Below are 23,749 nucleotides of genomic sequence, written 5' to 3'. Positions count from 1 at the left end.
GAGCAATGACTTTTATTATATGTATTAGTACATTTATCATTATCGCCCTTAGGTTCAAACTATGATTTGTTCTTATTCTTAAACATTCAATAAAGAGAATAAATAAATGATTATCAACCATGAGAAAAAGATTGTATTTATCCATATTCCTAAGTGTGCAGGAAAAGTAATTAGGGAAATTCTTTCGGATGGTGATTCATATGGAAAATTTTGGGATTGGGAGTATAGTGATAAAACAAATAGTTGGCATGATCTTGCCCACATACCTCTTCACAATTTATACCACTATGACGAATGGAAGTGGTTGCATATCTATAAAGTTATTGCTGTTATAAGGGATCCATTAGATCGATTTTTAAGTTCCTACAAGGAGCATAAAAAACAACATAAACGGAATATATCCATAACTAAAATATTAAAAGAGTTAGACCCGATCAGAGTTGCAAATGATCCAAGATATATTCACTTTTGCCCTCAAAGTTACTTTACAACATATAACGGCGAAAATATCATAGATTATTTCCTTCACCAAGAAACCTTAAAAGACGATTTACTAAAAATTTCTGAAGAATTAAATTTAAATAAAGCGCAAATATCAAAAATTGAAGCATTAGAACCACCACAAAAATTTAACACTAACAGTTCAAAATTAAGTAGGAAATTGATATCTAATATTTACAATATTTATGAAGAAGATTTTAATAATTACAATTATTCAATACCTCCTCAGATAATTAAGAAAAAATTTATTCCAGGGGATTTTATTAACACATGTAACAAATATTTCCCATACAACCCTCCATTTAGAAAATCTCATAGAGGATTGTTTTCAAAAACGATAAAAAAATTAAAATATAAAGTGAAGATAAAAAATGACATATGATTATTTAATTGTTGGTTCAGGACTGTTTGGTTCTGTCTGCGCTTATGAACTAAATAAAATAGGCAAGAAAGTACTTGTAGTTGAAAAAAGGCCGCACATTGGTGGAAATATCTATACTGAAAATAATAAGGGTATACAAGTTCACAAATATGGAGCCCATATATTCCACACAAATGACAAAAAAATTTGGGATTATGTTAACTCTTTTGTGGAGTTCAATCGTTTTACAAACTCACCATTAGCGAACTATAAAGGTGAGTTATTTAATCTACCTTTTAACATGAATACTTTTTATCAATTATGGAAAACTAAAACTCCTGATGAAGCAAAATCTAAAATCGCAGAACAACGCCAAGAAATGGATGGAGTTGAAGCTAAAAATTTAGAAGAACAAGCTATATCTTTAGTTGGTCGAGATATTTATGAAAAATTAATTAAAGGATATACAGAAAAACAATGGGGAAGAAATTGTAAAGATTTACCTTCTTTTATTATCAAAAGACTACCTGTTCGCTTTACGTACGATAATAATTACTTTTCAGATAAATACCAGGGGGTTCCTATTGGAGGGTATACTAAATTAATAGAAAAAATGCTCACAGGTATTGAAGTTCGCTTGGATACTGACTTCTTAAAAGAAAAAAGCATTTATCAAAGTCTAGCCTCTAAAGTTATTTATACTGGACCTATTGATGAATATTTTGAAAACAGGTTAGGAAAGCTAGAGTATAGATCTCTTGAGTTTAAAACAGAGACCTTAAAACAAAGTAATTTTCAAGGCAATGCCGTGATTAATTATACTGAGAGAGATATTCCATTTACTCGTATTATTGAACACAAGCATTTTGACCCAGTGGATACGACACATACTGTTATAACAAGAGAGTACCCTTCAGAATGGAGAGTAGGCGATGAACCTTACTACCCTATTAATGACGATAAAAATATGGCTTTATTCAAAAAATATCGAGAATTATCAAAAAGTGAAAATGTTATTTTTGGTGGCAGATTATCTGAATATAAATATTATGACATGCACCAAGTAATTAAAAGCGCTCTAAATTGTATTGGACAATTAAAATGAAAATAGCAGCAGTAATTGTAACGTTTAACCGTAAGGAACTCCTAGAGAAAGTACTTAATCAATTTGATAATATGACGAGAAAGCCAGACAGGTTAATTGTTGTAAATAATGCTTCTAATGATGGAACAGATAAAATATTAAAAGCATGGTTTGAATTAAGTCCCTATAAAAACACAGTTAAAATTATTAATTTACAGGAAAATTTAGGGGGCAGCGGTGGATTTAACAAAGGCCTCAATGAAGCTATTAAGCTTGATGTTGATTGGGTTTGGCTATCCGATGATGATGCTTTTCCTGATCTTGATATTTTTGAGAAGTTTATAAATTTTAAGAAAGATCATGATAGTAGTAATGTAGGAGCGTATTGCACATCAGTAATAAATAATGGAGAAATTGATCTAAAACACCGTAGAATTTTAAGCAACACTTTAATTAAGAAAGAGATATCGAGCAAGAAATCAGATTACTCATTAAAATATTTTAAAGTAGATTTATTTAGCTATGTTGGGGCAATTATAAACAAAAATGTATTAGTGGAGTTAGGAGTAACAGAGAAAGATTACTTTATTTGGTATGACGATACAGAGCATTCAATGAGGATTTCAAAAAAGTATGATATATATTGTATCCCAAATCTTAAAGTAATACATAACGAAGTACCTACTCCCCAAAACACGCTTAACTGGAAATCTTTTTACGGTAAAAGAAATAAACTTCTAATGTATAAAAAACATTATCCAATTACTTTTGCCAATATATTATTAAAAATGACTTTCTCATTATTTTTAGACTGTATCAAATCAGTTATTAATCCTAAGAAAAGGAAATTAAAAAACCTACCTGCTAGAAATAAATTGAAATACTATGCAATAAAATCGAGTTTACTCGAAGAAAAAGGCCTAAATATTAGATACATGCCAGGTAAAAAAATAACATAGCCTCCACTTAATTCATTAATCGAGGATAACACTGATATTTCGGTATAAAAATTTAGAGTTAGTATTTTAAGAAAAGGTGTAAAACCTTTTATTAAAATACTAACTCTAACCTTCTAAACTCATAACCTAATCATTAAATACGAACTAGACTTAATTAACCTAAAGATGCACGGCCATTATCTTTTACCTTATTAAACCATTGAAAACCTCTAAGTAACCTTAAAAGCTACTTCTATAGTGCTTACCAGAAATAAATGCCTTCACCACATACAAAAAACTAACTTTATATCTTTTTCCTAAACATAATCTTTTTAAAACACTAGTACCCGTTTTTAACAATAAAAATAGAGATCTACTTAAAGGTATATAATACCTCAATTTTAAACCCAGTTCGTAACTCCTCTCAATACGTCTAAAACGAACCATCTTTATAGTTTCATTTTCTAACTTAGATAGCGCATGATCAAAACCAGTAATAAGTTTTACGCTCTTTGCTTGCCCACTTTTGTTCACTCTTAAACAAAAGGTCGTATCAACACCGTATAAATAAAAGCGCTCATCAAACACACTTTTATAATGTTGCTTTAATGCATTAACAACCTCTCTACCAATCACTAAACCGCTGCCGATAGTCATAATACGACTATCAGGCTTTATTTCAGTTAAAGAGGAATAGCGTTTTCGATCAATACTAGGATATTGTACTTTCCCATTACTTGTAATAATGGGTAAAGAAAGATGCTCTGGTTGGCTATTGGCTGAAGCACTAATAAACTCTTCACTTAATTCTGAATCATCATCGAGCAGAATATATTTTTTAGCTGGATTGGCTTTTATGAATCGGTTATATATTACAGCTAATGATTCATTTGAAACGGTTTCGATAACCTCTGTTTGGTAGCCTAAATGGCTGAGCTCAGGACATGCAGTAATATCTAATTTTTTAGGTCCATTATTCCATATAACGATTTTAGCCTTTGAATATTGAACTGTAGATTTCATTAAAGAGTTCAAAGTACTACTGTCTTTCATTTCTTTATTGTAAAGCAATACCAGAATGGCTGTCTCTAACATGTATTTCTCGGTAATTTGGTTAATGCATATTGCAATAATAGTCTATTATCATTCAATAATAGGCGGCTTCCGTACTATCTACTCTGTTACCTATTTACCAGGTATAAAATTCTATATATTAATTCTTAAACCAAACTCTATGCCCAATTATTTAAAACATTACTTGGTATAAGTTGAACGGTGAAACAAAGAAGAATTTAAACTAAATAAGTATTCTAGTATTACTCGCGATAAAACGATAACACAAAGACGCTATAGTAATGATTTATCAACAATGAGTAAAACAGAAAGGGAATTAAGGTGGAGTGATTGCCTCAAATTAACACAATCTAAGGCAATCACTAGTTAAAACAGCGATTTAAAGTTTACTTCCACGCTTTCCAAGCGTTGATTAAGCCATTGGTCGAGCAATCATGGCTTTCTACACAATCATCATTGCTTAATTCCGGTAAGATTTGTCCTGCTAGTTGCTTACCTAGCTCAACTCCCCACTGGTCGAAAGTGAAGATATTCCAGATAACGCCTTGAGTGAAAATCTTTTGCTCGTACATTGCAATCAGTTGTCCTAATGTCTTAGGGGTGATTTTTTTAACCAGGATAGAGTTTGTTGGTTTATTACCTTCAAACACTTTATACGGTACTAAATCAGCGACTTCTTCTGCCGATTTCCCGGCCGCTGCAAATTCAGATTCCACTTGCATTTTTGTCTTACCGAAAGCTAAGGCTTCAGTTTGAGCAAAGAAGTTAGATAATAACTTAGGATGATGGTCACCCGCTGGGTTATGACTGACGGCCGGCGCAATAAAATCACAAGGGATTAACTTAGTACCCTGATGCACTAATTGGTAGAAAGCATGTTGCCCGTTAGTACCTGGTTCGCCCCAAATAATAGGCCCTGTTTGGTAATCAACTGGGTCACCGTTACGGTCGGTGCATTTACCGTTAGATTCCATATTTCCTTGTTGGAAGTAAGCAGGGAAACGGTGCATATATTGATCATAAGGTAAAATAGCTTCAGACTCCGCGCCATAGAAGTTGTTGTACCAGATACCAATCACTGCCAATAATACTGGAATGTTGTCTTTAAAATCAGTCGTTGCAAAGTGCTGGTCCATTTCATGAGCACCGGCTAACAGCTCTTCGTAATTTTCAAAGCCTACTGTTAAGGCGATAGATAAACCAATCGCAGACCAAATCGAGTAACGTCCGCCAACCCAATCCCAGAACTGGAACATATTGGCAGTATCAATACCAAACTCAGTCACTGCAGCGGCATTTGTAGATAATGCAGCAAAGTGTTTCGCCACAAAGGCTTCATCTTGTGCAAAGTTTAAGAACCAGTCGCGAGCACTGTGTGCATTAGTCATGGTTTCTTGTGTAGTAAAGGTTTTAGAAGCGATCAAGAATAAAGTGGTTTCTGGGTCAACCTTAGTTAAGGTTTCAACAATATGTGTACCATCAACGTTAGAAACAAAGTGTGTTTCAATGCCTTCAACTTTATAGGGCCGAAGCGCTTCGGTTACCATATAAGGACCCAAGTCTGAACCTCCAATACCGATATTCACAACATCAGTAATACGCTTACCTGTGTAACCTAACCACTCACCTGAATGTACTTTTTCACAAAATGCTTTCATTTGAGCAAGCACTTCGTTGATTTTTGGCATTACATCTTCACCGTCAACGAATACTGGCGTATTACTGCGATTACGTAGCGCAGTATGTAATACAGCTCGTTGCTCTGTGATATTAATTTTCTCACCAGAGAACTGTGCCTTAATCGCACTTGATAAATCGACCTCTTCTGCAAGATCCAACAGACTGGCCAAAATCTCTTCTGTGATTAGGTTTTTAGAGAAATCTAATAAAAAGTCTTCATTAAACTGTCGAGAAAAGGTTTCAAAGCGCTGTGCATCTTCTGCAAACAGTTGTGAAATCTGCATCTCTGCATGGTCATCGAATAGCGTTTGTAGTGTTGACCAAGCTTTGGTCTGGGTTGGTTGAATATTTTTCAGCATAAGAGGTTCCCAAGTTTATGATATTAAAGCTTTTGCAGTTATTGCTCATTAACTATAAGTTATCAGAAATAACCACACACTGTTCATTAAATATTGATAAAAAAGGCAAAACAATGAGTTACAACAACTAATGTACCTTTAAAATAGGCATACTTAAATAACTCTTGTGAATAATTTAACGCTAAACCGTGTGTGATTGTGTTAATTATTAGCGCTGAATAATAGCCAATAACAGGGTGAGTTTTTGTAAGAAAGCGTAACATTAAAACAAGCAATGTAAGGGTCGACAATAAAGATCCAAATATCCTTTAAAAATTGGTATCATGCGATGATATCCAATTAAGCCAATATATTTATCAAAAGGTAAACAGATAAGATGCAAGAAAACCCAGATAATACTACTCACTTTGGTTTTAAAACCGTTGAAGAGGATAAGAAGGTAGAGCTCGTTGCCGATGTATTTCACTCTGTTGCCGCTAAATATGACATCATGAACGATGTGTTATCCATGGGTATTCATCGCATTTGGAAACGTTTTACGATTGATTGTTCAGGTGTACGCCAAGGTCAAAAAGTATTAGATCTTGCAGGTGGTACAGGCGATCTAACGGCCAAATTTTCACGTATTGTTGGCACAAAAGGCGAAGTGGTTTTAGCTGATATTAATGATTCAATGCTTAAAGTCGGCCGTACTAAGCTGCGCGATATGGGTATCGAAGGCAACGTCAGTTATGTGCAAGCTAATGCTGAAGAACTGCCCTTCCCTGATAACCATTTTGACCTGATCACTATCGCTTTTGGTTTACGTAACGTGACAGACAAAGATAAAGCATTAGCCTCTATTTACCGTGTATTAAAGCCAGGCGGTCGTTTATTAGTATTAGAGTTTTCAAAGCCAGTGTATACACCGGTTGAGAAGTTCTACGATTTTTACTCATTTAACATTTTACCTAAGCTAGGTAAATTAATCGCTAATGACAGTGAAAGTTACCAATATCTTGCTGAAAGTATTCGCATGCACCCAGACCAAGATACCTTGAAAGAGATGATGAATAATGTCGGCTTTGAAGGCACAGAATACTTTAACTTAAGCGCAGGTATTGTTGCCTTGCATCGCGGTTACAAATACTAAACAGCCTTTTACCACGAGAGATTAATATGCCATTAACCAATTTACTTTGCGGCTTACTAGAAACAGGCGTGAACCAACTACATCAATTAGATAGCAGTGCGGTAAGCAAACGTAAACAACTTAATGGCACCATCATTGCAGCGAGTTTAAAAGAGCTAAAGCTGCCACTGTACTTTATTATTTCAGAGCAACAGGTTGATGTGCTTAACAAGTTTGAAGGTGAGCCAGACTGCACCATCAAAGTGAGTTTCCAAGCGCTCAATAAACTACAAGACAACCGTCAATTAACGCAGTTGATTAAATCAGGTGAACTGGAAGTAGATGGCGATATTCAATTAGTGCAGCAGTTTGCAATGTTGTTGACCGACATGCAGATAGATTGGGAAGAACACCTATCGCAGAAAGTGGGTGATGTCATTGCACATAAATTCTTCCAGCACGCTAAAAAAGCAGTGCAAACCACACAAACTCAATATAAACGTATCGAAAAACAATCTTCTCTGTACTTAACAGAAGAGGTAAAAGTCGCACCGAGTGCATTAGAGGTGGCTTACTTTAGTGATCAAGTAAGTCGTTTAGAGAGTGATACAGAACAGTTATTAAACAAGATAAATAATAAGCTGGAAAAGCAGCTAAACGACCTATCACAAAGCAAGGTATTAGCTGACAAAAAATGATAAAGATTAAAGAGCTCTCACGTTTATACCAGATACAAAAAACCTTCATAGAATATGGCTTAATTGAACTAGTGCCTAAAGCACAAAGGCCTAAAAGCTATTGGATACTACGCCTGTGTTTATTCTGGTTACGCAACCAACATGCGCATTTAAGCTTACCTGAACGATTACGTTTAAGCCTACAATCACTAGGCCCTATTTATATCAAGCTTGGGCAAATGCTATCAACACGCCGAGATCTGCTAGCCCCCATTTATGCTGATCAGCTTGCTCATCTACAAGACAATGTCCCCGCCTTCTCAGGTGACCTTGCGATTAAACAGATAGAAAAATCTTTCCAACGCCCTATCGATTCACTCTTTGATGATTTTGATAAAGTGGCATTAGCATCCGCCTCTATCGCACAGGTTCATACAGCCACGTTAAAAGAAGATGGCAGAGAAGTTGTCATTAAGGTAACTCGGCCCGGTATCGAAAAAACCATTTCAGCTGACTTACAATTAATGAAATGGTTTGCAGGACTACTACAACGCTTTCTAAAAGATGCTAAAAGATTACGCCCAGTTGAAGTGATCCGCGAATATGAAAAAACCATCGTCGATGAATTAGATTTAATGCGTGAAGGCGCCAATGCGATTCAATTACGTCGCAATTTTTTAAACTCTAAACTGTTATATGTCCCTGAAATATACTCAGACTACTGCACTAAAGATGCGCTAGTGATGGAGCGTATTTACGGGATTCCTGTGTCAGATATTGATGCGTTAAAAGCACAAAACACTAACTTAAAGCTGCTAGCTGAACGTGGAGTTGAAGCTTTTTTCACTCAAGTATTCAGAGACAGTTTCTTCCATGCAGATATGCACCCTGGGAATGTTTTTGTTTCCTATGAGCACCCCGAAGATCCACTGTGGATTGGTATTGATTGCGGCATAGTAGGTACATTAACCAATGAAGATAAACGTTATTTAGCGGAAAATTTCTTAGCTTTTTTCAACCGAGATTACCGCCAAGTTGCGCAACTGCATATTGATTCTGAATGGGTGCCTTCTGATACCCCTGTTGAAGAGTTTGAATTTGCTATTCGCGCCGTATGCGAGCCCATTTTCGAAAAACCATTATCAGAAATCTCTTTTGCTCAAGTCTTAATTAATCTGTTCAACACAGCGCGTCGCTTTAATATGCAGGTACAGCCGCAACTCGTACTGCTGCAAAAAACGTTGTTATATATAGAGGGACTAGGGCGTCAATTATACCCGCAACTGGATTTATGGGACACCGCAAAACCTTTCTTAGAGAATTGGATGCGAGAGCAAGTGAGTCCTAAAACCTTAGTCAATAAATTAAAACTAAAAGCACCATTTTGGTTAGAAAAGTTACCTGATATTCCAGAGCTGGTTTACCATAATTTAGCGCAAACCAAACAGGTGCAAAAACAACAGAAATTGCTCATGCAGCGCTTAAATGAACAACAAAGCCGCAATAGTAAAAACCAAGTGATAACAGCCTTAGCTGTTACTTTGAGTATTATCTCAGCGCTAGTATATTTACAAGATGATGGAAAAATTAACTTGTATTTGACCGTACCCGCAGTAATATCATGGGTACTTGCTTGGCGATTTAATAACAAATTGTGACAACTGTAGTAAAAAGTTCATATTAATAGTTTATTGTTGACCAGTTAACTTACAACATTATTTATATAGGGAAAAAATTATGGGCGGTATCGGAATTTGGCAGTTAGTTATCATTGCTGTAATTGTTGTTCTTTTATTTGGGACTAAAAAGTTACGCGGTATTGGCGGTGACTTAGGTGGCGCAATTAAAGGCTTTAAAAAAGCAGTGAAAGATGAAGATAGCAGTGCTGTAAACTCAGACAAAAAAGCGCCAGAAAGTCTGAAGGCTGAAAAAAGCGAACAAAAAGACTAATATCCTCAGACTCATTAAGCCATCTATTTGACTAAGCCGTATCAAGTATAATGTAGAGAACTTATTGAGTTTCATCGGCATAACTTTTGAAGACCATCTCCTACCGAGCTTAACTTTAACGTATAAGTGCCAGGTAGGTTTTAGTAAAAGGCACATTATTTAATGTTTGATATTGGCTTCTGGGAGATCGTATTGATCTCTGTGATTGGACTAGTTGTGTTAGGCCCACAACGGTTACCTATTGCAATTCGTACTGTTGTAAAGTGGGTTAATACTGCCAAAAATATGGCAAACTCAGTTAAAAATGAGATATCTCAAGAGCTTGAATTACATGAAATGAATGAGAATATGCTCAAAAAAAGTAAACAAGAGCTAGAGCAGTTAAATCCTAATTTGAAAGCCTCAATTGATGAAATGAAACAAGATGTTGAACAGCTTACACAGCCATATAAAAACAATGTTGATGACATTATTAAGTCAGTAAAAGAAACACCAACACAATCAATAACAAACGATTCAACACCAGAAAAATCATCTGCGCAGGACAAATAACCCATGAGCGAGTCGATGTCAGATCAAGAGCAACACAGCTTGCCGCTAATCACCCACCTTTTAGAATTAAGAGATAGAATCCTAAAAATCGTAGTAATTGTCCTCGTCCTATTTTTAGGGCTAGTGTATTTCTCCAATGATATTTACCAATATATTGCGGTTCCGCTTACCAGCCAATTACCAGAAGGCTCAAGCATGATCGCAACGGGTGTTGCCACTCCCTTTTTTACACCAATAAAGTTAACCATTGTCTTGTCTATCTTAATTGCCATTCCAGCTATTTTGTATCAAGTCTGGGCTTTTGTTGCACCAGGCTTATACCAACATGAACGTAAATTAGTCATGCCATTGGTCGCTAGTAGTGCATTTCTATTCTACCTCGGCATGGTGTTTTCTTATTATGTGGTTTTCCCGCTGGTGTTTTCATTCTTTACCAGTACCGCGCCTGAAGGAGTGACCATAGCGACCGATATCAGTAGCTATCTAGACTTTGTCTTAAAACTGTTTTTTGCCTTTGGCTTAGCCTTTGAAATACCCGTTGCAACATTATTACTGTGCTGGACAGGTGCAACGACTCCTGATTCATTAAGAGCAAAGCGCCCTTATATTGTTGTGGCTGCATTTATTTTTGGCATGTTATTAACACCACCTGATGTGATCTCACAAACCTTATTGGCAGTACCTATGCTGATTTTATTTGAAGTCGGTTTACTGTTTGCACGTTTTTATGTGAAAAAGCCTGAGCAGGAAGAACAAGAAAATAATATAGATAAAGCGTCGTAAGTTATGATTGATATTGGCGTTAATTTAACCAACTCACGTTTTGATAAAGATTTACCTAACGTACTCGACCAAGCTAAACAAGCTGGGTTAACTAAACTGATTGTCACTGGTACTAATATCGCTGAAAGTGAGCAAGCACTTACTTTAGCAAAGTCATATCCAGAGTTTCTATACAGCACAGCTGGCATCCACCCTCATGATGCAAGCAGTATGGATCAACAAGCAATAACAAAACTGCGAGAATTGCTTCAACAACCACAAGTAAAGGCAGTCGGCGAATGCGGATTAGACTTCAATCGCAACTACTCCACACCGCTCGAGCAAGAAACAGCCTTTGTACAACAACTAGAATTAGCCGTTGAATATCAATTACCTGTGTTTATGCATGAACGAGATGCCAGTGAACGATTTATTGAGTTAGTCACTCCTTACATCAAACAACTATCTAATGCTGTTGTTCATTGTTTCACAGGAACACAAGCTGAACTTGAACAATATTTAGCACTGGACTTACACATTGGTATTACAGGTTGGATTTGCGATGAACGCAGAGGTCAGCACCTGTTGGATATCGTTAACATGATCCCTGATGACCGTTTAATGATCGAGACAGATAGCCCTTATTTATTACCGCGTTCAATGCGACCTAAACCAAAATCGAGTCGTAACGAACCTAAATACTTACCTTATATTGCAAAAACCATTGCCGATGCAAGACAACAAGATTTACAATCATTACTAAGCAACACGCAACACACAAGTAACGCATTTTTTAATTTAACTCCTTAAATACCTAGCGTACTAAGTTAAGTTTAACCTGTTCACTTAGTACACTAGGTATATCCTCATTAATCACATTGGAGCCATTATGACTGTTTCTCAATCTTTTCCCGCTCGCCGTCTACGCCGTTTACGTAAGCATGATTTCTCACGTCGCCTAGTTCAAGAAAATGAATTATCAGTAAACGATTTAATCTACCCAATGTTTGTCATTGAAGGTACTAACTGTCGTGAAGCGATTCCTTCAATGCCTGGAATTGAACGTTTATCATTAGATTTATTAGCAATTGAAGTAAAAGAACTTGAAGCATTAGGTATTCCTGCAGTTGCTATCTTCCCAGTGACCCCTAGTGACATTAAAACGGAAATGGCAGAAGAAGCTTATAATGAAAATGGCTTAGCGCAACGTGCTGTACAATGTATTAAAGCAGCCGCACCTGATCTAGGGGTGATCACTGATGTTGCATTAGACCCTTTCACCACACATGGTCAAGATGGCATTATCGATAGTGAAGGTTATGTGTTAAACGACATTACTACAGAAATATTAGTTAAACAGGCCCTTTCGCACGCACAAGCAGGTGCTGATATTGTTGCACCTTCTGACATGATGGACGGCCGTATTGGCGCTATTCGTGAAGCATTAGAGAACGCAGGCTTTATTAATACACAAATCATGGCCTACAGTGCTAAATATGCATCAACTTACTACGGCCCTTTCCGCGATGCAGTAGGCAGTGCAGGTAACTTAAAAGGCGCGAATAAATTCACTTACCAAATGGATCCAGCAAATAGCGACGAAGCAATTCATGAAGTTGCCTTAGATATTCAAGAAGGTGCGGACATGGTAATGGTAAAACCGGGTATGCCTTACCTAGATATCGTACGCCGTGTTAAACATGAATTACAAGTGCCTACCTTTGCTTACCAGGTAAGCGGTGAATATGCGATGCATAAAGCAGCTATTGATAATGGTTGGTTAAAAGAGAAAGAGTGTGTTTTAGAGTCACTATTATGCTTTAAACGTGCGGGTGCCAACGGCATTTTGACCTACTTTGCTAAGCAAGTAGCGATCTGGTTGAAAGAACAAAAGTAACCGCATTATCGCAGGTAAAAGCAAGGATTAAACTTTTACCTGTCCTCCCTCTCCCCTCATTCAAAAAGCAAAGTCCCACCATATTAGAAATTAACCATTCTTTGCCTTTAAAACCCTTTTAATTGTTTTTATATTGCAATGTTTGCCGTGGCGTCTCACCGAATAAGCGTTTATAACTCTGGCAAAACTGCCCTAAATGAAAAAATCCATAATTAAATGCAACATCAGCAATAGTAAGAAACTCTTCACTACTTTGTAGCATTCGCCTAGCCTGATTAAGCCTAATCACTTGAATATATTGTTTAGGCGATATGCCATAGCATTGAGCAAAAGTATACTGCAATGTCCGACGACTAACATGTACTGCCGAGCATATTTCACTCATCGTAACAGGCGACTTCAAACGAGACTCAGTTAAATACTCTTGTACCCTAGCCATGATACGTTGCCGTTGAGGTGAAGTTACATGAGCAAATGACGTTCGCTGCGCCTTAGTCAGTAATGCTAAGATAGCATCATGAAGAATCGACTCATGGGTAATACTACTCCAATGATTACCTTTCGGTGCCAATAATAAAGACAGATATTGTCGAAATTTATGTAACTCATCTACCGCAATATTATCCAACCATAACCCATCACTGTTACTGTCATACACCTCCTCTTTTGTTTGCTCAGTCAATCCTGAAAAAAAACTAGGATGTAAAACTAGCCCATAAATAGAAAAGTGGTCAGGCGTTAATAGTTCAAAATCTTGCCCACCTGAGCGACATAGAAATTGGTTAAACGTTGTCGGCTCATTATTGATACGACAACTTTTATCATTGGCGCTAAAACCTAACCACAGTCCACCATCTTCTATACGACATTGTTGTCTCAAGCTATGACTTGTGTCCTCACGAAATGCATGAATATGTGGAAAGTGCAGCTCATTAATGGCTCCAATAAAATGTCCTTGGCTGAGTTGATCAAACTCCTGCTGCCAGTTAACTAAGTTTGCTGCCTGATGATTGCATCATATGAGTGAATACTGCTCATCATTAGTGCATTATTTTTTAAGGTCAGTTCATCCATTTACATTCCCTTGTTTTATATCATGAACCAATATAGTGCTTAATTTTTCTATCTAATTGTTAAATAAAGCCTTTTCTGTTTGCCGATTTTTGATATTGGTTAGGTACGAATATCGCTATTGATTAATAGATTAATAAATAACAGTTGATCTTAAATCAGCAAAAAACGAACCAATTCGCATAAGGACAACAGATGCCTGGTTTTATTCTCTTTTATATTAAATATGTCGACAAATTTAACTACTTCGTTGGCCGCATCGCTATGTATGGGATCTTTATTATGGTTTCTATACTTTTGTGGTCTTCAATCTCTAAAACTTTTTTTATGCCCTCACTGTGGACACTTGAATCAGCACAATTTGCAATGGCTGCTTATTATATTCTCGGTGGTGCCTACGCAATTCAACTAAAAGCAAACGTACGCATGGACTTGTTTTATGGCAACTGGTCAATAAAAAAACGTGCTTGGATGGATATATTTACCGCTTTTTTCCTGATTTTTTTCTTGTTTGTGCTGCTATATGGCGGCTTAGAAAGCCTGCTTTATTCATTTGAATATGGACAACGCACCAGTTCAGCTTGGCGACCACTTATATGGCCAATCAAAGCGGTTATGTGCGTAGGTTTTATCATGATGATCTTACAAGCTATTTCAGAATTTTTTAAAGATATTGCGGTTATCCGAGGAGTAGAAATTAAATGAGTTATGAAATGATCGCAATCGCGATGTTTGCCTCGATGGCATTATTGATGGCAACCGGCCAACGAGTATTTGCAGCAATCGGTGCAGTCGCCTCAATTGCTGCAATTATGTTATGGGGTACTGGCGGAGCAGAAATCCCTTTTACAGCTGCAATGAAAGTAATGAACTGGTACCCAATGCTGACGTTACCTATGTTTATTTTCATGGGCTATGTACTGTCAGAGTCAAAGATTGCTGATGATCTCTATAAAATGTTCCATGTCTGGATGGGCCCTATGCCCGGGGGGCTAGCGATAGGCACTATAGGTCTAATGGTGCTTGTCTCGGCAATGAATGGGCTATCAGTCGCTGGGATGGCTATCGGGGCGACCATTGCATTACCGGAATTATTAAAACGCGGTTATAACAAAAAAATGGTAACTGGGGTTATTCAAGCGGGCTCTTCCCTTGGTATTTTAGTCCCACCTTCAGTGGTACTGGTTCTTTATGCAATGATTGCGCGCCAGCCTGTCGGACAACTATGGTTAGCAGGGGTTATCCCGGGGCTAATTATGGCAGCTCTTTTTATTCTTTATATCGTCATTTGCTGTCGTATTAACCCTTCTTGGGGCCCTGCACTCGATAAAGAAGAACGAGATATTCCTCGAGCAGAAAAGTTACGTCTACTAAGATCCGGGCTATTACCGCTTGGCATTTTTGCAGTGATGATGGTGCCTTTTGTCAATGGTTGGACGAGCCTAGTAGAAAGCTCTGCAATCGGTGCAATGGCGGCATTCTCCGCAGCTGTTTTTAAAAAACGTATGACTAAAGTTGTTTTCGAGAATTCTATTCGTAATACATTGGCTATCTCTTGCATGTTTATGTGGATAATTCTCGCTGCGCTAGGGTTTGGTGCCATCTTCGATGGTCTTGGAGCTGTTAAAGCGATTGCTGATCTATTTACTGAGCAATTAGGACTTAGCCCGTGGGCAATACTGATCTTAATGCAGTTATCTTTTCTAGTGATGGGCACGTTTCTCGATGATACTGCGATGTTGGTTATTGTCGCACCGCTATTTGTTCCTTTAGTACATGCGCTTGGATTTGACCTAATCTGGTACGGCGTGTTGTACACCATCACCTGTCAGATTGCTTACATGACACCACCCTTTGGCTATAACCTATTTTTAATGAAAGCCATGGCTCCACCTGAGATTTCTTTACGAGACATCTACGGCTCAATCGGACCTTTTGTTGGCATTATGATACTCGCACTTATTCTTATCATGGTCTTCCCACAACTTGCTTTGTGGTTGCCAAATTACGTTTACGGATAACAGAACCATCAGTATTTCTATTTAAAAACATTATTTACTTCGGATGAAAATAATCCGTTACCAATTAATTAACAGGAGAAATTTTATGAATTCAAGACGTAAGTTTTTAACCACAGCAGCAGCACTGACAGCCGGTACTGTATTAGCGCCAGCAAAAACCTTTGCTGCATCGCCTAAAATTAAATGGCGTATGCAAACTTATGCTGGTCCTGCACTTGCTGAGCACGTAGTTAAACCAGCGATAGAAGCATTTAACCGTATTGCTGGCGAAGAGATGCAAATTGAACTTTATTTTGCAGATCAACTAGTACCAACTGGGGAGTTATTCCGTGCATTACAAAAAGGGATTATTGATGCTGTTCAGTCAGATGATGATTCAATGGCTTCTCCGACAGAAGTAACAACATTTGGTGGTTACTTCCCTTTTGGTAGCCGCTATTCACTGGATGTGCCTGTTTTATTTAACCAGTATGGTCTAGATAAAATCTGGAAAGAAGAATACGCAAAATTTGGCATTAAACATATCTCAGCGGGTGCATGGGATCCGTGTCATTTCGCCACTAAAAAGCCAATTAATAGCCTAGCAGATTTAAAAGGGTTGAGAGTATTCACCTTCCCTACTGCTGGTCGTTTCATGTCTAAATATGGCGTCGTGCCAGTATCTATTCCATGGGAAGATGTAGAAGTAGCACTACAGACAGGCGAGCTTGATGGTATCGCATGGTCTGGTATTACCGAAGATTACACTGTAGGTTGGTCTAAAGTAACGGATTACTTCCTAACAAATAATATTTCTGGAGCATGGATTGGACACTTCTTTGCCAATATGGATCGTTACAACGAATTGCCAGAACACCTTAAAGAGTTACTAGCCTTGTGTATGGAAACGTCACATTACTATCGTCAATGGTGGTATTGGGGTGGTGAAGCACAATTACGTGTTAATGGCCCAGATATGAAATTAACTACGATTCCAGATGAAGAGTGGGCACAAGTTGAATCTGATGCACGTGATTTCTGGGATGAGATTGCTAAAGAATCGCCAACAAAAGCCAAAATTGTTGAAATATTCAAACAATACAATGCGGATATGGAAAAAGCAGGTAGACCTTACCGTTATAGTTAAACAGAAGAAACTAAAATGCCGCATCTAATGCGGCATTTTTTTATTTTGATATGTAGGTTATTTAATTAACTCTATACGTTCTACATCAATTTTAGTTTCCGTCCATTCTTTATCTATTTCACCAGTAATACGAATATTATCTTCAGGCGTTACTGTAATATGGCGAAAGTCTTCATCTTCAATTTCTACCATAACTACGCCACTTTGGTCTTTAAATAGGTAATGTTCTTCAGTCGTTTGCTTCACTAATGAACCTTGTAAAGCCACTTTACTATCGTCCGCTAATTCAAGCGCCTCTTTAGCGCTGATGGTTTGGATAGAGGTCGCGCCCGGACCAACGAATGCAGCCTGTGCATTAATAGAAAATAGGCTGGCGAACAGTACTGCCATTAGACCTTTAAGCATAAAGTTAGCATTAATCATATCGTTCCTCATTTAGTAGAAATAAAAATAGCGTTAGCATTTAGTGTTAAACCATAAATGAATAACGCTCTCATTATTTACGACTAGACAAGCATTAATTCGTTCACAATAACTTTGATAGCAGTTTAACCAATTAATAAATCAGTCTCGATAGGATGAAACTCAGTACAAGCATCAATTAAGGCTTTAGCTGATAATTTAGGGACTCCATAAGCTTCGGTGGTCACAGCGAATTTGCTTTTTACTTTATCTAATAAAATAGCAAAGTCACCGTCTCCCGTAAGTAGAATAACCGTATCTACTTCAGCTGCTAGCTCCATTACATCAATAGTAATGCCTACATCCCAATCGCCTTTTGCGGTGCCATCGCTGCGCTGAATGAAAGGTTTTAAACGTACTTCAAAGCCTACATGCCTTAACATCTCTTGGAATTTTTGTTGCTGATTATCTCCACGCTCAATGGCATAAGCGTAAGCACAAACAATTTCACCTTGTGCGCTAATTTGTTGCCATAGTTTTCGATAGTTAAATTGCTTTCCATACGCTTGGCGAGTGGTGTAATAGATGTTTTGAACATCTGCAAAAATAGCAATTTTTTTCATTAAGAATGACCTTTTACTTTGATGGTTAACGTTTACTGATATAAATATGAGTTAAACGGGTACCAAAACAGCTGCGCTTCAAACACACGCTTAGCAACCGCCAGTGATACACATACTAAAAGAGTAGATAAACAGACCCAATCCTTTCCCATTAATAGCTTTAAGCGATACCAAGTACGTGACTTATGTCATCTAAAACCACGTGTAGTAGCTGGTCTATATTCGGTGTGGTCTTTTTATCATGACTAACTCAGCATTATTATTAGCTGAGTTTTTTGAATTTATTGCTATGCATTAAAGCGAAAGCAATCCGTAGTATGGTCATTAAGCAAACCAACAGACTGCATAAAAGCGTAGGTAGTCGTCGGGCCTAAAAATTTAAAACCTTTTTTCTTCATATCTTTACTGATTAGAGTCGATAGCTCAGTTGATGTAGGCACTTCTTCTTTTGATTGCCAATTTCCAACAAGGGTTTTGTTATCCGTAAACTGCCAAATGTAGTCAGAAAAGCTGCTATGTTCTTTTTGCACATTTAAAATACATTGCGCGTTATTAATGATCGCGGATATTTTTGCACGATGTCGAACGATGCCTGCATCCAACAATAGATCTTCAATTTTTTCATCATCAAATGCAGCCACACTTTTAAGATCAAACTGATTAAACGCAGCACGATAACCTTCGCGTTTATTTAAGATGGTATGCCAACTTAACCCCGACTGACAAAGCTCTAAAGACAGTGCTTCAAAGAGTTTTGTATCATCATAAACAGGTACGCCCCATTCCGTATCATGGTAAGCCTCTTCAAGTTTGGTTTTTAAAGCCCACTGGCATTTTTTGATGTCGTTCATTGATAATGGTGACCTGTTGAGTGTGTAGAGTTAATTTTGTTTACATACAGTAATGAAAAGGATGAGGTTTAGCTAGTTGTTGTTTTGATTTTTACTTTGAAGTTGTAGCTCGTCTGCACTCGTCGAGTCTGTTGAATATTTATTTACAGAGGTTTCGCCCTATCGGCGACTTTACTTTCTCTAAACCAGTAGTGAACCCATAAAGATAGTTTGCACCGAATCGCCTTACTTGACGTTTAGCTCGTCTACGCTCGTCGGATCATTTAGATGTTGTAAGCAGAGTTTTCGCCCTGTCGGCGAGTTCATTTTCTTTATACGAACAAAGAAAACAGAACCAAAAGAAAATCGCCCCAAATCGTTTTTTATCTGAATAAATAACAGCCTTCTTAACGCACCGCTCATACGCCACATCCCTGTGGCGAACTGAGCTAGTAACGGCATCCATGCCTTAACTTGCTAAAGTCAGTGATTGATTCAGAAAACTCTACGGGGAGATTGATGTAACCGCGTTGAGATGTGCTTTAATTACTTGAGAAAGATCACCGAGGAAATAAATATAGCCTCATTGAATAAAGTTTTGTTCCCTCCACCTTCCGATTTTAGATTTATCGCATAAGTATAGAATAAATAGACTTATTTACACTTCAATAGCTCATTCTTATTTCACATCGCTTTATCTATGCTAATTGAGTACACTTCATTTATAAAATGTGGAATTTAACAGCAGATCAAAAGAAACTGTTAAAATCTTTTATGGGGGTATGGCGCAATGAGCAATCGTGATTTATTTAAAGAATTAAACTCGACTCTTATTAAAGCAAAAGAGCATTAAGAAGGGGAACTAACCCTTAAAACGGATCAGGTAAATGATGTAAGTGAACTTGATATCACCTAATACAATATTAAATGTAAATCAGGTCTTTGGGCTTCCACAGGTAATTTAGCTAATGTTTTATCTAGGCATATTGTATAAGTTTGTCTTACAAGGCATTTAAACGATACAAAAACAGTGAGTTACTTTTTTATATATTATAACTCTCAATTTTATCTACTTAATACAGTGTTATAAACCCTGTAGTTTATGGAGAAATAATGAAGAAGGACAATATTGGTTCGTTTCTATTTTGGTTACACTCTTCTTGTTCAGTCACCTCAATGACTTTTTTTTTGGCCTTGATAAGTGCTAATGATCTAACAAAGGGTGCTACTGAAATCCAATTCGCAGCAATGTTTATGATGCTTAGCTTAGTTTTTAATTCATTCATAGCATTTTTTATAATGTCACTTAAACCAAGAAATAATTTTATTACTATTTGCCTAATCAGCCCAAAATTTGTAAAAATAGAAGTAACCGCAATAGCTTTTTTTGGTTTTGGTATAGTAATATTACTATCCCATTTTTCATATTTTCTATCTTTTGCATTTATAGCCGCAATTATTTTTATCTGCTGTTATTGCTACTCAACTCTTAAGCAACAAATATCTCTAGGATTTAAAAAACTCCAATCTGAAGTTGAAGGTATGTCAGCTAAAGAGAAAGAAAAGCTTTGGAGTAATATGTGGGAATAGATTTAAAACAAAGTATTGGATAGCTATTAACTGAAATTAACAATATCAAGCAGCTAATCAATAACAACACTGATCACGGCTGCGTTCTCCCGCCGTTGAGCTTTCCCAAATCATACATTGCTTTTAGCAAATCCAAACAGGATGTTTGGTTTAGGCTCGTTCTGGCCATGGATGGCCAGCAAGAGCCGGTGCGTTATAAAAGCAGTGTCTGATTTGGATTAGAAAGCGATTCGGTGTGCCTTTTTCTTTGGTTACTTTCTTTTGGGCAAGCAAAAGAAAGTAACTCGCTGACAGAGCGAAACCACAGTAAATAAATATCAAACAGACCCAACGAGCGCAGACGAGCCCTACCCTCAAAACACAAAACAAACAATAACCAAACCCCACGATCAAAAAAGCCCTTATCACCAATCAAGAAGATTGAATAATAAGGGCTTATTATTAGTCCTGATTACCTTCACATAAAGTAAAAGCTAACTTAACTACCTACAAAATTGTTACGTACACCACGTGGTTTTTTATTACCACCAGCACGGTTAGCTGGCTTAGCTACTTTAGGCTTTTTTATTTTCTTCTCGCGTGTATCTAACACAGAAGGTTGCAGTGGCTCCCCCGGTTCAAAACCAGGTTGAACGCGACGTGGCACAACCTTTTTAATGAAGCGTTCAATATCTTTCAATAACTTAAACTCTTCCTGACACACTAATGAAACAGCAAGACCTTCATTACCTGCACGCCCAGTACGACCGATACGGTGTACGTAATCTTCACTGACATGTGGTAAGTCGAAGTTGACTACGTTTGGTAATTGGTCAATATCAATACCACGCGCAGCGATATCGGTCGCCACTAGCACTTTAATTTGGCTTTCTTTAAATTGAGCTAAGGCTTTAGTACGTGCACCTTGACTCTTGTTGCCATGGATAGCAGCACTGCGAATACCACGCGCTTCTAAATTTTTAACGAGGCGGTTTGCACCATGTTTGGTTTTTACAAATACTAATACTTGTTGCCATTTGTTCTCTAAAATTAACTGACTTAGTAGCGCTGTTTTCTTAGTCTTATCCACTTCATACAACACCTGTTCAATCTTTTCTACTGTGGTGTTACGCGGCGTCACTGATATTTCAACCGGGTTATTTACTAACCCTTTTGCCAAGGCGCGAATATCATCGGAGAAAGTCGCTGAAAACAGTAGGTTTTGACGTTTAGGCGGTAAGGCTTTTAGTATCTTTTTGATGTCGTGAATAAAGCCCATATCCAACATTCGGTCTGCTTCATCTAGCACTAACACTTCTAACTGCTGAAAACGGATGGCATTTTGTTGGTAAAGGTCTAATAAACGCCCAGGTGTTGCGACTAAAATATCGACACCACGACGAAGGTTTTGCATTTGCGGGTTAATTTTTACCCCACCGTACACCACCATGCTACGTAATGGCATATTCTGACCGTATTTTTCTACGCTGGCTTGCACTTGTGCTGCTAGCTCACGGGTAGGCGTTAAAATCAATGCACGGACTTGATTCGGTTTAGCACGTTGGCCTTTTTCTAATTTAGTTAATAAAGGTAAGGTGAAACCTGCTGTTTTACCTGTACCGGTTTGTGCAGCAGCCATCACATCTTTTCCTGCGATAACGGCAGGAATAGCCTGTTCTTGGATTGGTGAGGGTTTTTCATAACCTTGTGCTTTTACTGCTTCTACTAACGATACGGGTAAACCTAGTGAATCAAAACTCATATAACATCTCATTAAAATACGGCATATGCCTTAAGGGGCGTAGCTTACCTTAAGCAGGCTTTGCACGCTATCGAAACCAACGCATAAAATTCATACAATTGAAAGGTGATTAACCTCACGGTATCTGTATAATACTCCTCTTTAAAAAAGCAATACTCAAACTATTTAGGAATAAGCCGTGTTAAGTACAAATAACATCACCATGCAATTTGGTGCAAAACCACTTTTTGAAAATATTTCAGTCAAGTTTGGTACTGGAAACCGCTACGGTTTAATCGGTGCGAACGGTTGTGGTAAATCAACCTTCATGAAGATCTTAACCGGTGATCTAGAGCCAAGTGCTGGTAACGTAACCAAAGATCCTAATGAACGTATTGCAAAGCTACATCAGGACCAGTTTGCCTTTGAAGAGCACACAGTACTAGATACAGTATTGATGGGCCACAAAGAGATGTGGGCAGTAATGAATGAGCGTAACCGTATCTACTCTTTACCAGAAATGAGTGAAGAAGATGGTATGAAAGTAGCTGATTTAGAAACTGAATTCGCAGAAATGGATGGTTACACAGCCGATTCACGCGCTGGAGAAATCCTATTAAGCGTTGGTATTCCATTAGAGCAACATTACGGACCAATGTCTGAAGTTGCTCCAGGTTGGAAACTACGTGTGTTACTAGCACAAGTACTTTTCTCAAACCCAGATATCATGTTACTTGATGAGCCAACCAATAACTTGGATATCGATACTATCCGTTGGTTAGAAACTGAATTAAATGCACGTCAATGTACTATGGTTATCATCTCGCATGACCGTCATTTCTTAAACTCAGTATGTACACACATGGCTGATATCGATTACGGTGAACTACGTTTATACCCAGGTAACTACGATGAATACATGACAGCAGCAACACAAGCGCGTGAACGTCTATTATCTGAGAATGCGAAGAAGAAAGCACAACTATCTGAATTACAAGAGTTCGTAAGTCGTTTCTCTGCAAATGCATCAAAAGCAAAACAAGCAACGTCTCGCGCTAAACAAATGGATAAAATCCAGTTAGATGAAGTAAAAGCATCTAGTCGTGTTAACCCTTACATTGTGTTTAAACAAGAGAAGAAACTGTTCCGTAACGCATTAGAAACCGTTGCCATGACAAAGAGCTTTGAAAACACTTTATTTAAAGACTTAAACCTAATGATCGAAGTAGGTGAACGTGTAGCTATCATTGGTCAAAATGGTGTAGGTAAAACAACACTATTACGTACTTTAATGGGCGAAATTGAGCTAACTTCAGGTGAGTACAAATGGTCTGAAAATGCACAGTTAGGTTACTACGCACAGGACCATTCATCTGATTTTGAAAAAGACCAAAATCTAATGGATTGGATGGGTCAATGG

General features: G+C 37.5%; 23 protein-coding genes. 16 read left to right on the top strand and 7 right to left on the bottom strand.

Annotated elements, in window-relative coordinates; genetic code table 11:
* The first annotated feature begins 106 nt into the window (after positions 1-106).
* From DS885_RS00210 to DS885_RS00200, 3 genes are read left to right on the top strand one after another with little or no spacing between them, the layout of a single operon-like run.
* Positions 107-883, top strand: a complete 777-nt coding sequence (locus tag DS885_RS00210) for a sulfotransferase family 2 domain-containing protein (RefSeq protein WP_113817394.1) — start codon at positions 107-109, stop codon at positions 881-883.
* Complete coding sequence (gene glf / locus DS885_RS00205) at positions 873-1,967, top strand: UDP-galactopyranose mutase (RefSeq protein WP_113817393.1); 1,095 nt, start codon at positions 873-875, stop codon at positions 1,965-1,967. The genes DS885_RS00210 and glf overlap by 11 nt, the downstream gene beginning before the upstream one ends.
* Entirely contained in the window at positions 1,964-2,905 is a 942-nt protein-coding gene (locus tag DS885_RS00200) for a glycosyltransferase (RefSeq protein ID WP_113817392.1), read from the top strand. Before glf ends, DS885_RS00200 begins: the two co-directional genes overlap by 4 nt.
* 219 nt (positions 2,906-3,124) lie before the next feature.
* Here DS885_RS00200 and DS885_RS00195 read toward each other — a convergent pair whose 3' ends face one another.
* Both DS885_RS00195 and pgi read right to left on the bottom strand, forming a co-directional pair.
* Positions 3,125-3,979: a glycosyltransferase family 2 protein gene (locus DS885_RS00195; RefSeq protein ID WP_113817391.1), complete on the bottom strand. Its 855-nt coding sequence runs from the start codon at positions 3,977-3,979 to the stop codon at positions 3,125-3,127.
* Between the two features lie 365 nt (positions 3,980-4,344).
* Complete coding sequence (gene pgi, locus DS885_RS00190; RefSeq protein WP_113817390.1) at positions 4,345-5,997, bottom strand: glucose-6-phosphate isomerase; 1,653 nt, start codon at positions 5,995-5,997, stop codon at positions 4,345-4,347.
* Between the two features lie 376 nt (positions 5,998-6,373).
* On the opposite strand from pgi, the gene ubiE reads away from it, so the two are divergent.
* The 8 genes from ubiE (at position 6,374) to hemB (ending at position 12,946) form a co-directional block, all read left to right on the top strand.
* Complete coding sequence (gene ubiE / locus DS885_RS00185) at positions 6,374-7,129, top strand: bifunctional demethylmenaquinone methyltransferase/2-methoxy-6-polyprenyl-1,4-benzoquinol methylase UbiE (RefSeq protein WP_113817389.1); 756 nt, start codon at positions 6,374-6,376, stop codon at positions 7,127-7,129.
* Between the two features lie 26 nt (positions 7,130-7,155).
* A complete protein-coding gene (locus tag DS885_RS00180; protein WP_113817388.1) occupies positions 7,156-7,806 on the top strand; it encodes a ubiquinone biosynthesis accessory factor UbiJ in 651 nt (216 codons plus the stop codon).
* Positions 7,803-9,443, top strand: a complete 1,641-nt coding sequence (gene ubiB / locus DS885_RS00175; protein ID WP_220149612.1) for a ubiquinone biosynthesis regulatory protein kinase UbiB — start codon at positions 7,803-7,805, stop codon at positions 9,441-9,443. Before DS885_RS00180 ends, ubiB begins: the two co-directional genes overlap by 4 nt.
* A gap of 79 nt (positions 9,444-9,522) precedes the next feature.
* Positions 9,523-9,735 carry a twin-arginine translocase TatA/TatE family subunit gene (gene tatA / locus DS885_RS00170; RefSeq protein WP_113817387.1) on the top strand — a complete coding sequence of 71 codons (213 nt, stop codon included), beginning with the start codon at positions 9,523-9,525 and terminating at the stop codon, positions 9,733-9,735.
* A 162-nt stretch (positions 9,736-9,897) separates the two neighbouring features.
* Complete coding sequence (tatB, locus tag DS885_RS00165) at positions 9,898-10,287, top strand: Sec-independent protein translocase protein TatB (RefSeq protein WP_113817386.1); 390 nt, start codon at positions 9,898-9,900, stop codon at positions 10,285-10,287.
* A 15-nt stretch (positions 10,288-10,302) separates the two neighbouring features.
* Positions 10,303-11,070 (top strand): twin-arginine translocase subunit TatC, encoded by a 768-nt coding sequence (gene tatC / locus DS885_RS00160; protein ID WP_113817385.1) that lies wholly within the window; start codon positions 10,303-10,305, stop codon positions 11,068-11,070.
* Between the two features lie 3 nt (positions 11,071-11,073).
* Complete coding sequence (locus DS885_RS00155; protein ID WP_113817384.1) at positions 11,074-11,859, top strand: TatD family hydrolase; 786 nt, start codon at positions 11,074-11,076, stop codon at positions 11,857-11,859.
* A 79-nt stretch (positions 11,860-11,938) separates the two neighbouring features.
* On the top strand, positions 11,939-12,946 hold the full coding sequence (gene hemB, locus DS885_RS00150; protein ID WP_113817383.1) for a porphobilinogen synthase: 1,008 nt from the start codon (positions 11,939-11,941) through the stop codon (positions 12,944-12,946).
* 118 nt (positions 12,947-13,064) lie between these two features.
* Here the strand turns inward: hemB and DS885_RS00145 are convergent, their stop codons facing one another.
* Positions 13,065-13,826 (bottom strand): helix-turn-helix domain-containing protein, encoded by a 762-nt coding sequence (locus DS885_RS00145; protein WP_220149611.1) that lies wholly within the window; start codon positions 13,824-13,826, stop codon positions 13,065-13,067.
* Positions 13,827-14,212: 386 nt separating this feature from the next.
* Here DS885_RS00145 and DS885_RS00140 point away from each other — a divergent pair, with 386 nt between their 5' ends.
* The 3 genes from DS885_RS00140 to DS885_RS00130 all read left to right on the top strand — a co-directional run bounded on the left by DS885_RS00140 (position 14,213) and on the right by DS885_RS00130 (position 17,164).
* Positions 14,213-14,722, top strand: a complete 510-nt coding sequence (locus DS885_RS00140; protein ID WP_113817381.1) for a TRAP transporter small permease subunit — start codon at positions 14,213-14,215, stop codon at positions 14,720-14,722.
* Complete coding sequence (locus DS885_RS00135; protein WP_113817380.1) at positions 14,719-16,038, top strand: TRAP transporter large permease; 1,320 nt, start codon at positions 14,719-14,721, stop codon at positions 16,036-16,038. The genes DS885_RS00140 and DS885_RS00135 overlap by 4 nt, the downstream gene beginning before the upstream one ends.
* A gap of 85 nt (positions 16,039-16,123) precedes the next feature.
* Positions 16,124-17,164, top strand: a complete 1,041-nt coding sequence (locus tag DS885_RS00130) for a TRAP transporter substrate-binding protein (protein WP_113817379.1) — start codon at positions 16,124-16,126, stop codon at positions 17,162-17,164.
* A gap of 57 nt (positions 17,165-17,221) precedes the next feature.
* Here DS885_RS00130 and DS885_RS00125 read toward each other — a convergent pair whose 3' ends face one another.
* The 3 genes from DS885_RS00125 to DS885_RS00115 all read right to left on the bottom strand — a co-directional run bounded on the left by DS885_RS00125 (position 17,222) and on the right by DS885_RS00115 (position 19,040).
* Entirely contained in the window at positions 17,222-17,587 is a 366-nt protein-coding gene (locus DS885_RS00125) for a NirD/YgiW/YdeI family stress tolerance protein (RefSeq protein WP_181817663.1), read from the bottom strand.
* A gap of 125 nt (positions 17,588-17,712) precedes the next feature.
* Positions 17,713-18,189 (bottom strand): LabA-like NYN domain-containing protein, encoded by a 477-nt coding sequence (locus tag DS885_RS00120; protein WP_113817377.1) that lies wholly within the window; start codon positions 18,187-18,189, stop codon positions 17,713-17,715.
* A gap of 287 nt (positions 18,190-18,476) precedes the next feature.
* The gene (locus DS885_RS00115; protein ID WP_113817376.1) at positions 18,477-19,040 is read right to left on the bottom strand and encodes a DNA-3-methyladenine glycosylase I; all 564 of its coding nucleotides are present in this window, start codon (positions 19,038-19,040) and stop codon (positions 18,477-18,479) included.
* A gap of 1,092 nt (positions 19,041-20,132) precedes the next feature.
* Between DS885_RS00115 and DS885_RS00100 the strand changes: the two genes are divergently transcribed.
* On the top strand, positions 20,133-20,609 hold the full coding sequence (locus DS885_RS00100; protein WP_113817374.1) for a hypothetical protein: 477 nt from the start codon (positions 20,133-20,135) through the stop codon (positions 20,607-20,609).
* A gap of 478 nt (positions 20,610-21,087) precedes the next feature.
* Here DS885_RS00100 and DS885_RS00090 read toward each other — a convergent pair whose 3' ends face one another.
* Positions 21,088-22,350, bottom strand: coding sequence for a DEAD/DEAH box helicase (locus tag DS885_RS00090; protein ID WP_113817372.1), 1,263 nt, complete (start codon positions 22,348-22,350; stop codon positions 21,088-21,090).
* Positions 22,351-22,528: 178 nt separating this feature from the next.
* Here DS885_RS00090 and DS885_RS00085 point away from each other — a divergent pair.
* Positions 22,529-23,749: ABC-F family ATPase (locus DS885_RS00085; protein ID WP_113817371.1), on the top strand; the 1,221-nt coding region annotated here is incomplete at its 3' end.

The organism is Psychromonas sp. B3M02 (assembly GCF_003318165.1).
Classification (GTDB): Bacteria; Pseudomonadota; Gammaproteobacteria; order Enterobacterales; family Psychromonadaceae; genus Psychromonas.
The sequence above is the reverse complement of the archived record's forward strand: the minus strand, read 5'-3'. Positions and strand labels throughout refer to the sequence as shown.

What these genes read in the sequence shown, in the direction of transcription:
- pgi (WP_113817390.1), bottom strand. Translation starts at nt 5,997, where the DNA reads ATGCTGAAAAATATTCAACCAACCCAGACCAAAGCTTGGTCAACACTA.
- DS885_RS00180 (WP_113817388.1), top strand. Translation starts at nt 7,156, where the DNA reads ATGCCATTAACCAATTTACTTTGCGGCTTACTAGAAACAGGCGTGAAC.
- tatC (WP_113817385.1), top strand. Translation starts at nt 10,303, where the DNA reads ATGTCAGATCAAGAGCAACACAGCTTGCCGCTAATCACCCACCTTTTA.
- glf (WP_113817393.1), top strand. Translation starts at nt 873, where the DNA reads ATGACATATGATTATTTAATTGTTGGTTCAGGACTGTTTGGTTCTGTC.
- tatB (WP_113817386.1), top strand. Translation starts at nt 9,898, where the DNA reads ATGTTTGATATTGGCTTCTGGGAGATCGTATTGATCTCTGTGATTGGA.
- DS885_RS00090 (WP_113817372.1), bottom strand. Translation starts at nt 22,350, where the DNA reads ATGAGTTTTGATTCACTAGGTTTACCCGTATCGTTAGTAGAAGCAGTA.
- DS885_RS00130 (WP_113817379.1), top strand. Translation starts at nt 16,124, where the DNA reads ATGAATTCAAGACGTAAGTTTTTAACCACAGCAGCAGCACTGACAGCC.
- DS885_RS00120 (WP_113817377.1), bottom strand. Translation starts at nt 18,189, where the DNA reads ATGAAAAAAATTGCTATTTTTGCAGATGTTCAAAACATCTATTACACC.
- DS885_RS00100 (WP_113817374.1), top strand. Translation starts at nt 20,133, where the DNA reads ATGAAGAAGGACAATATTGGTTCGTTTCTATTTTGGTTACACTCTTCT.
- DS885_RS00135 (WP_113817380.1), top strand. Translation starts at nt 14,719, where the DNA reads ATGAGTTATGAAATGATCGCAATCGCGATGTTTGCCTCGATGGCATTA.
- DS885_RS00210 (WP_113817394.1), top strand. Translation starts at nt 107, where the DNA reads ATGATTATCAACCATGAGAAAAAGATTGTATTTATCCATATTCCTAAG.
- DS885_RS00115 (WP_113817376.1), bottom strand. Translation starts at nt 19,040, where the DNA reads ATGAACGACATCAAAAAATGCCAGTGGGCTTTAAAAACCAAACTTGAA.
- tatA (WP_113817387.1), top strand. Translation starts at nt 9,523, where the DNA reads ATGGGCGGTATCGGAATTTGGCAGTTAGTTATCATTGCTGTAATTGTT.
- hemB (WP_113817383.1), top strand. Translation starts at nt 11,939, where the DNA reads ATGACTGTTTCTCAATCTTTTCCCGCTCGCCGTCTACGCCGTTTACGT.
- DS885_RS00125 (WP_181817663.1), bottom strand. Translation starts at nt 17,587, where the DNA reads ATGATTAATGCTAACTTTATGCTTAAAGGTCTAATGGCAGTACTGTTC.
- DS885_RS00200 (WP_113817392.1), top strand. Translation starts at nt 1,964, where the DNA reads ATGAAAATAGCAGCAGTAATTGTAACGTTTAACCGTAAGGAACTCCTA.
- DS885_RS00140 (WP_113817381.1), top strand. Translation starts at nt 14,213, where the DNA reads ATGCCTGGTTTTATTCTCTTTTATATTAAATATGTCGACAAATTTAAC.
- DS885_RS00195 (WP_113817391.1), bottom strand. Translation starts at nt 3,979, where the DNA reads ATGTTAGAGACAGCCATTCTGGTATTGCTTTACAATAAAGAAATGAAA.
- ubiE (WP_113817389.1), top strand. Translation starts at nt 6,374, where the DNA reads ATGCAAGAAAACCCAGATAATACTACTCACTTTGGTTTTAAAACCGTT.
- ubiB (WP_220149612.1), top strand. Translation starts at nt 7,803, where the DNA reads ATGATAAAGATTAAAGAGCTCTCACGTTTATACCAGATACAAAAAACC.
- DS885_RS00155 (WP_113817384.1), top strand. Translation starts at nt 11,074, where the DNA reads ATGATTGATATTGGCGTTAATTTAACCAACTCACGTTTTGATAAAGAT.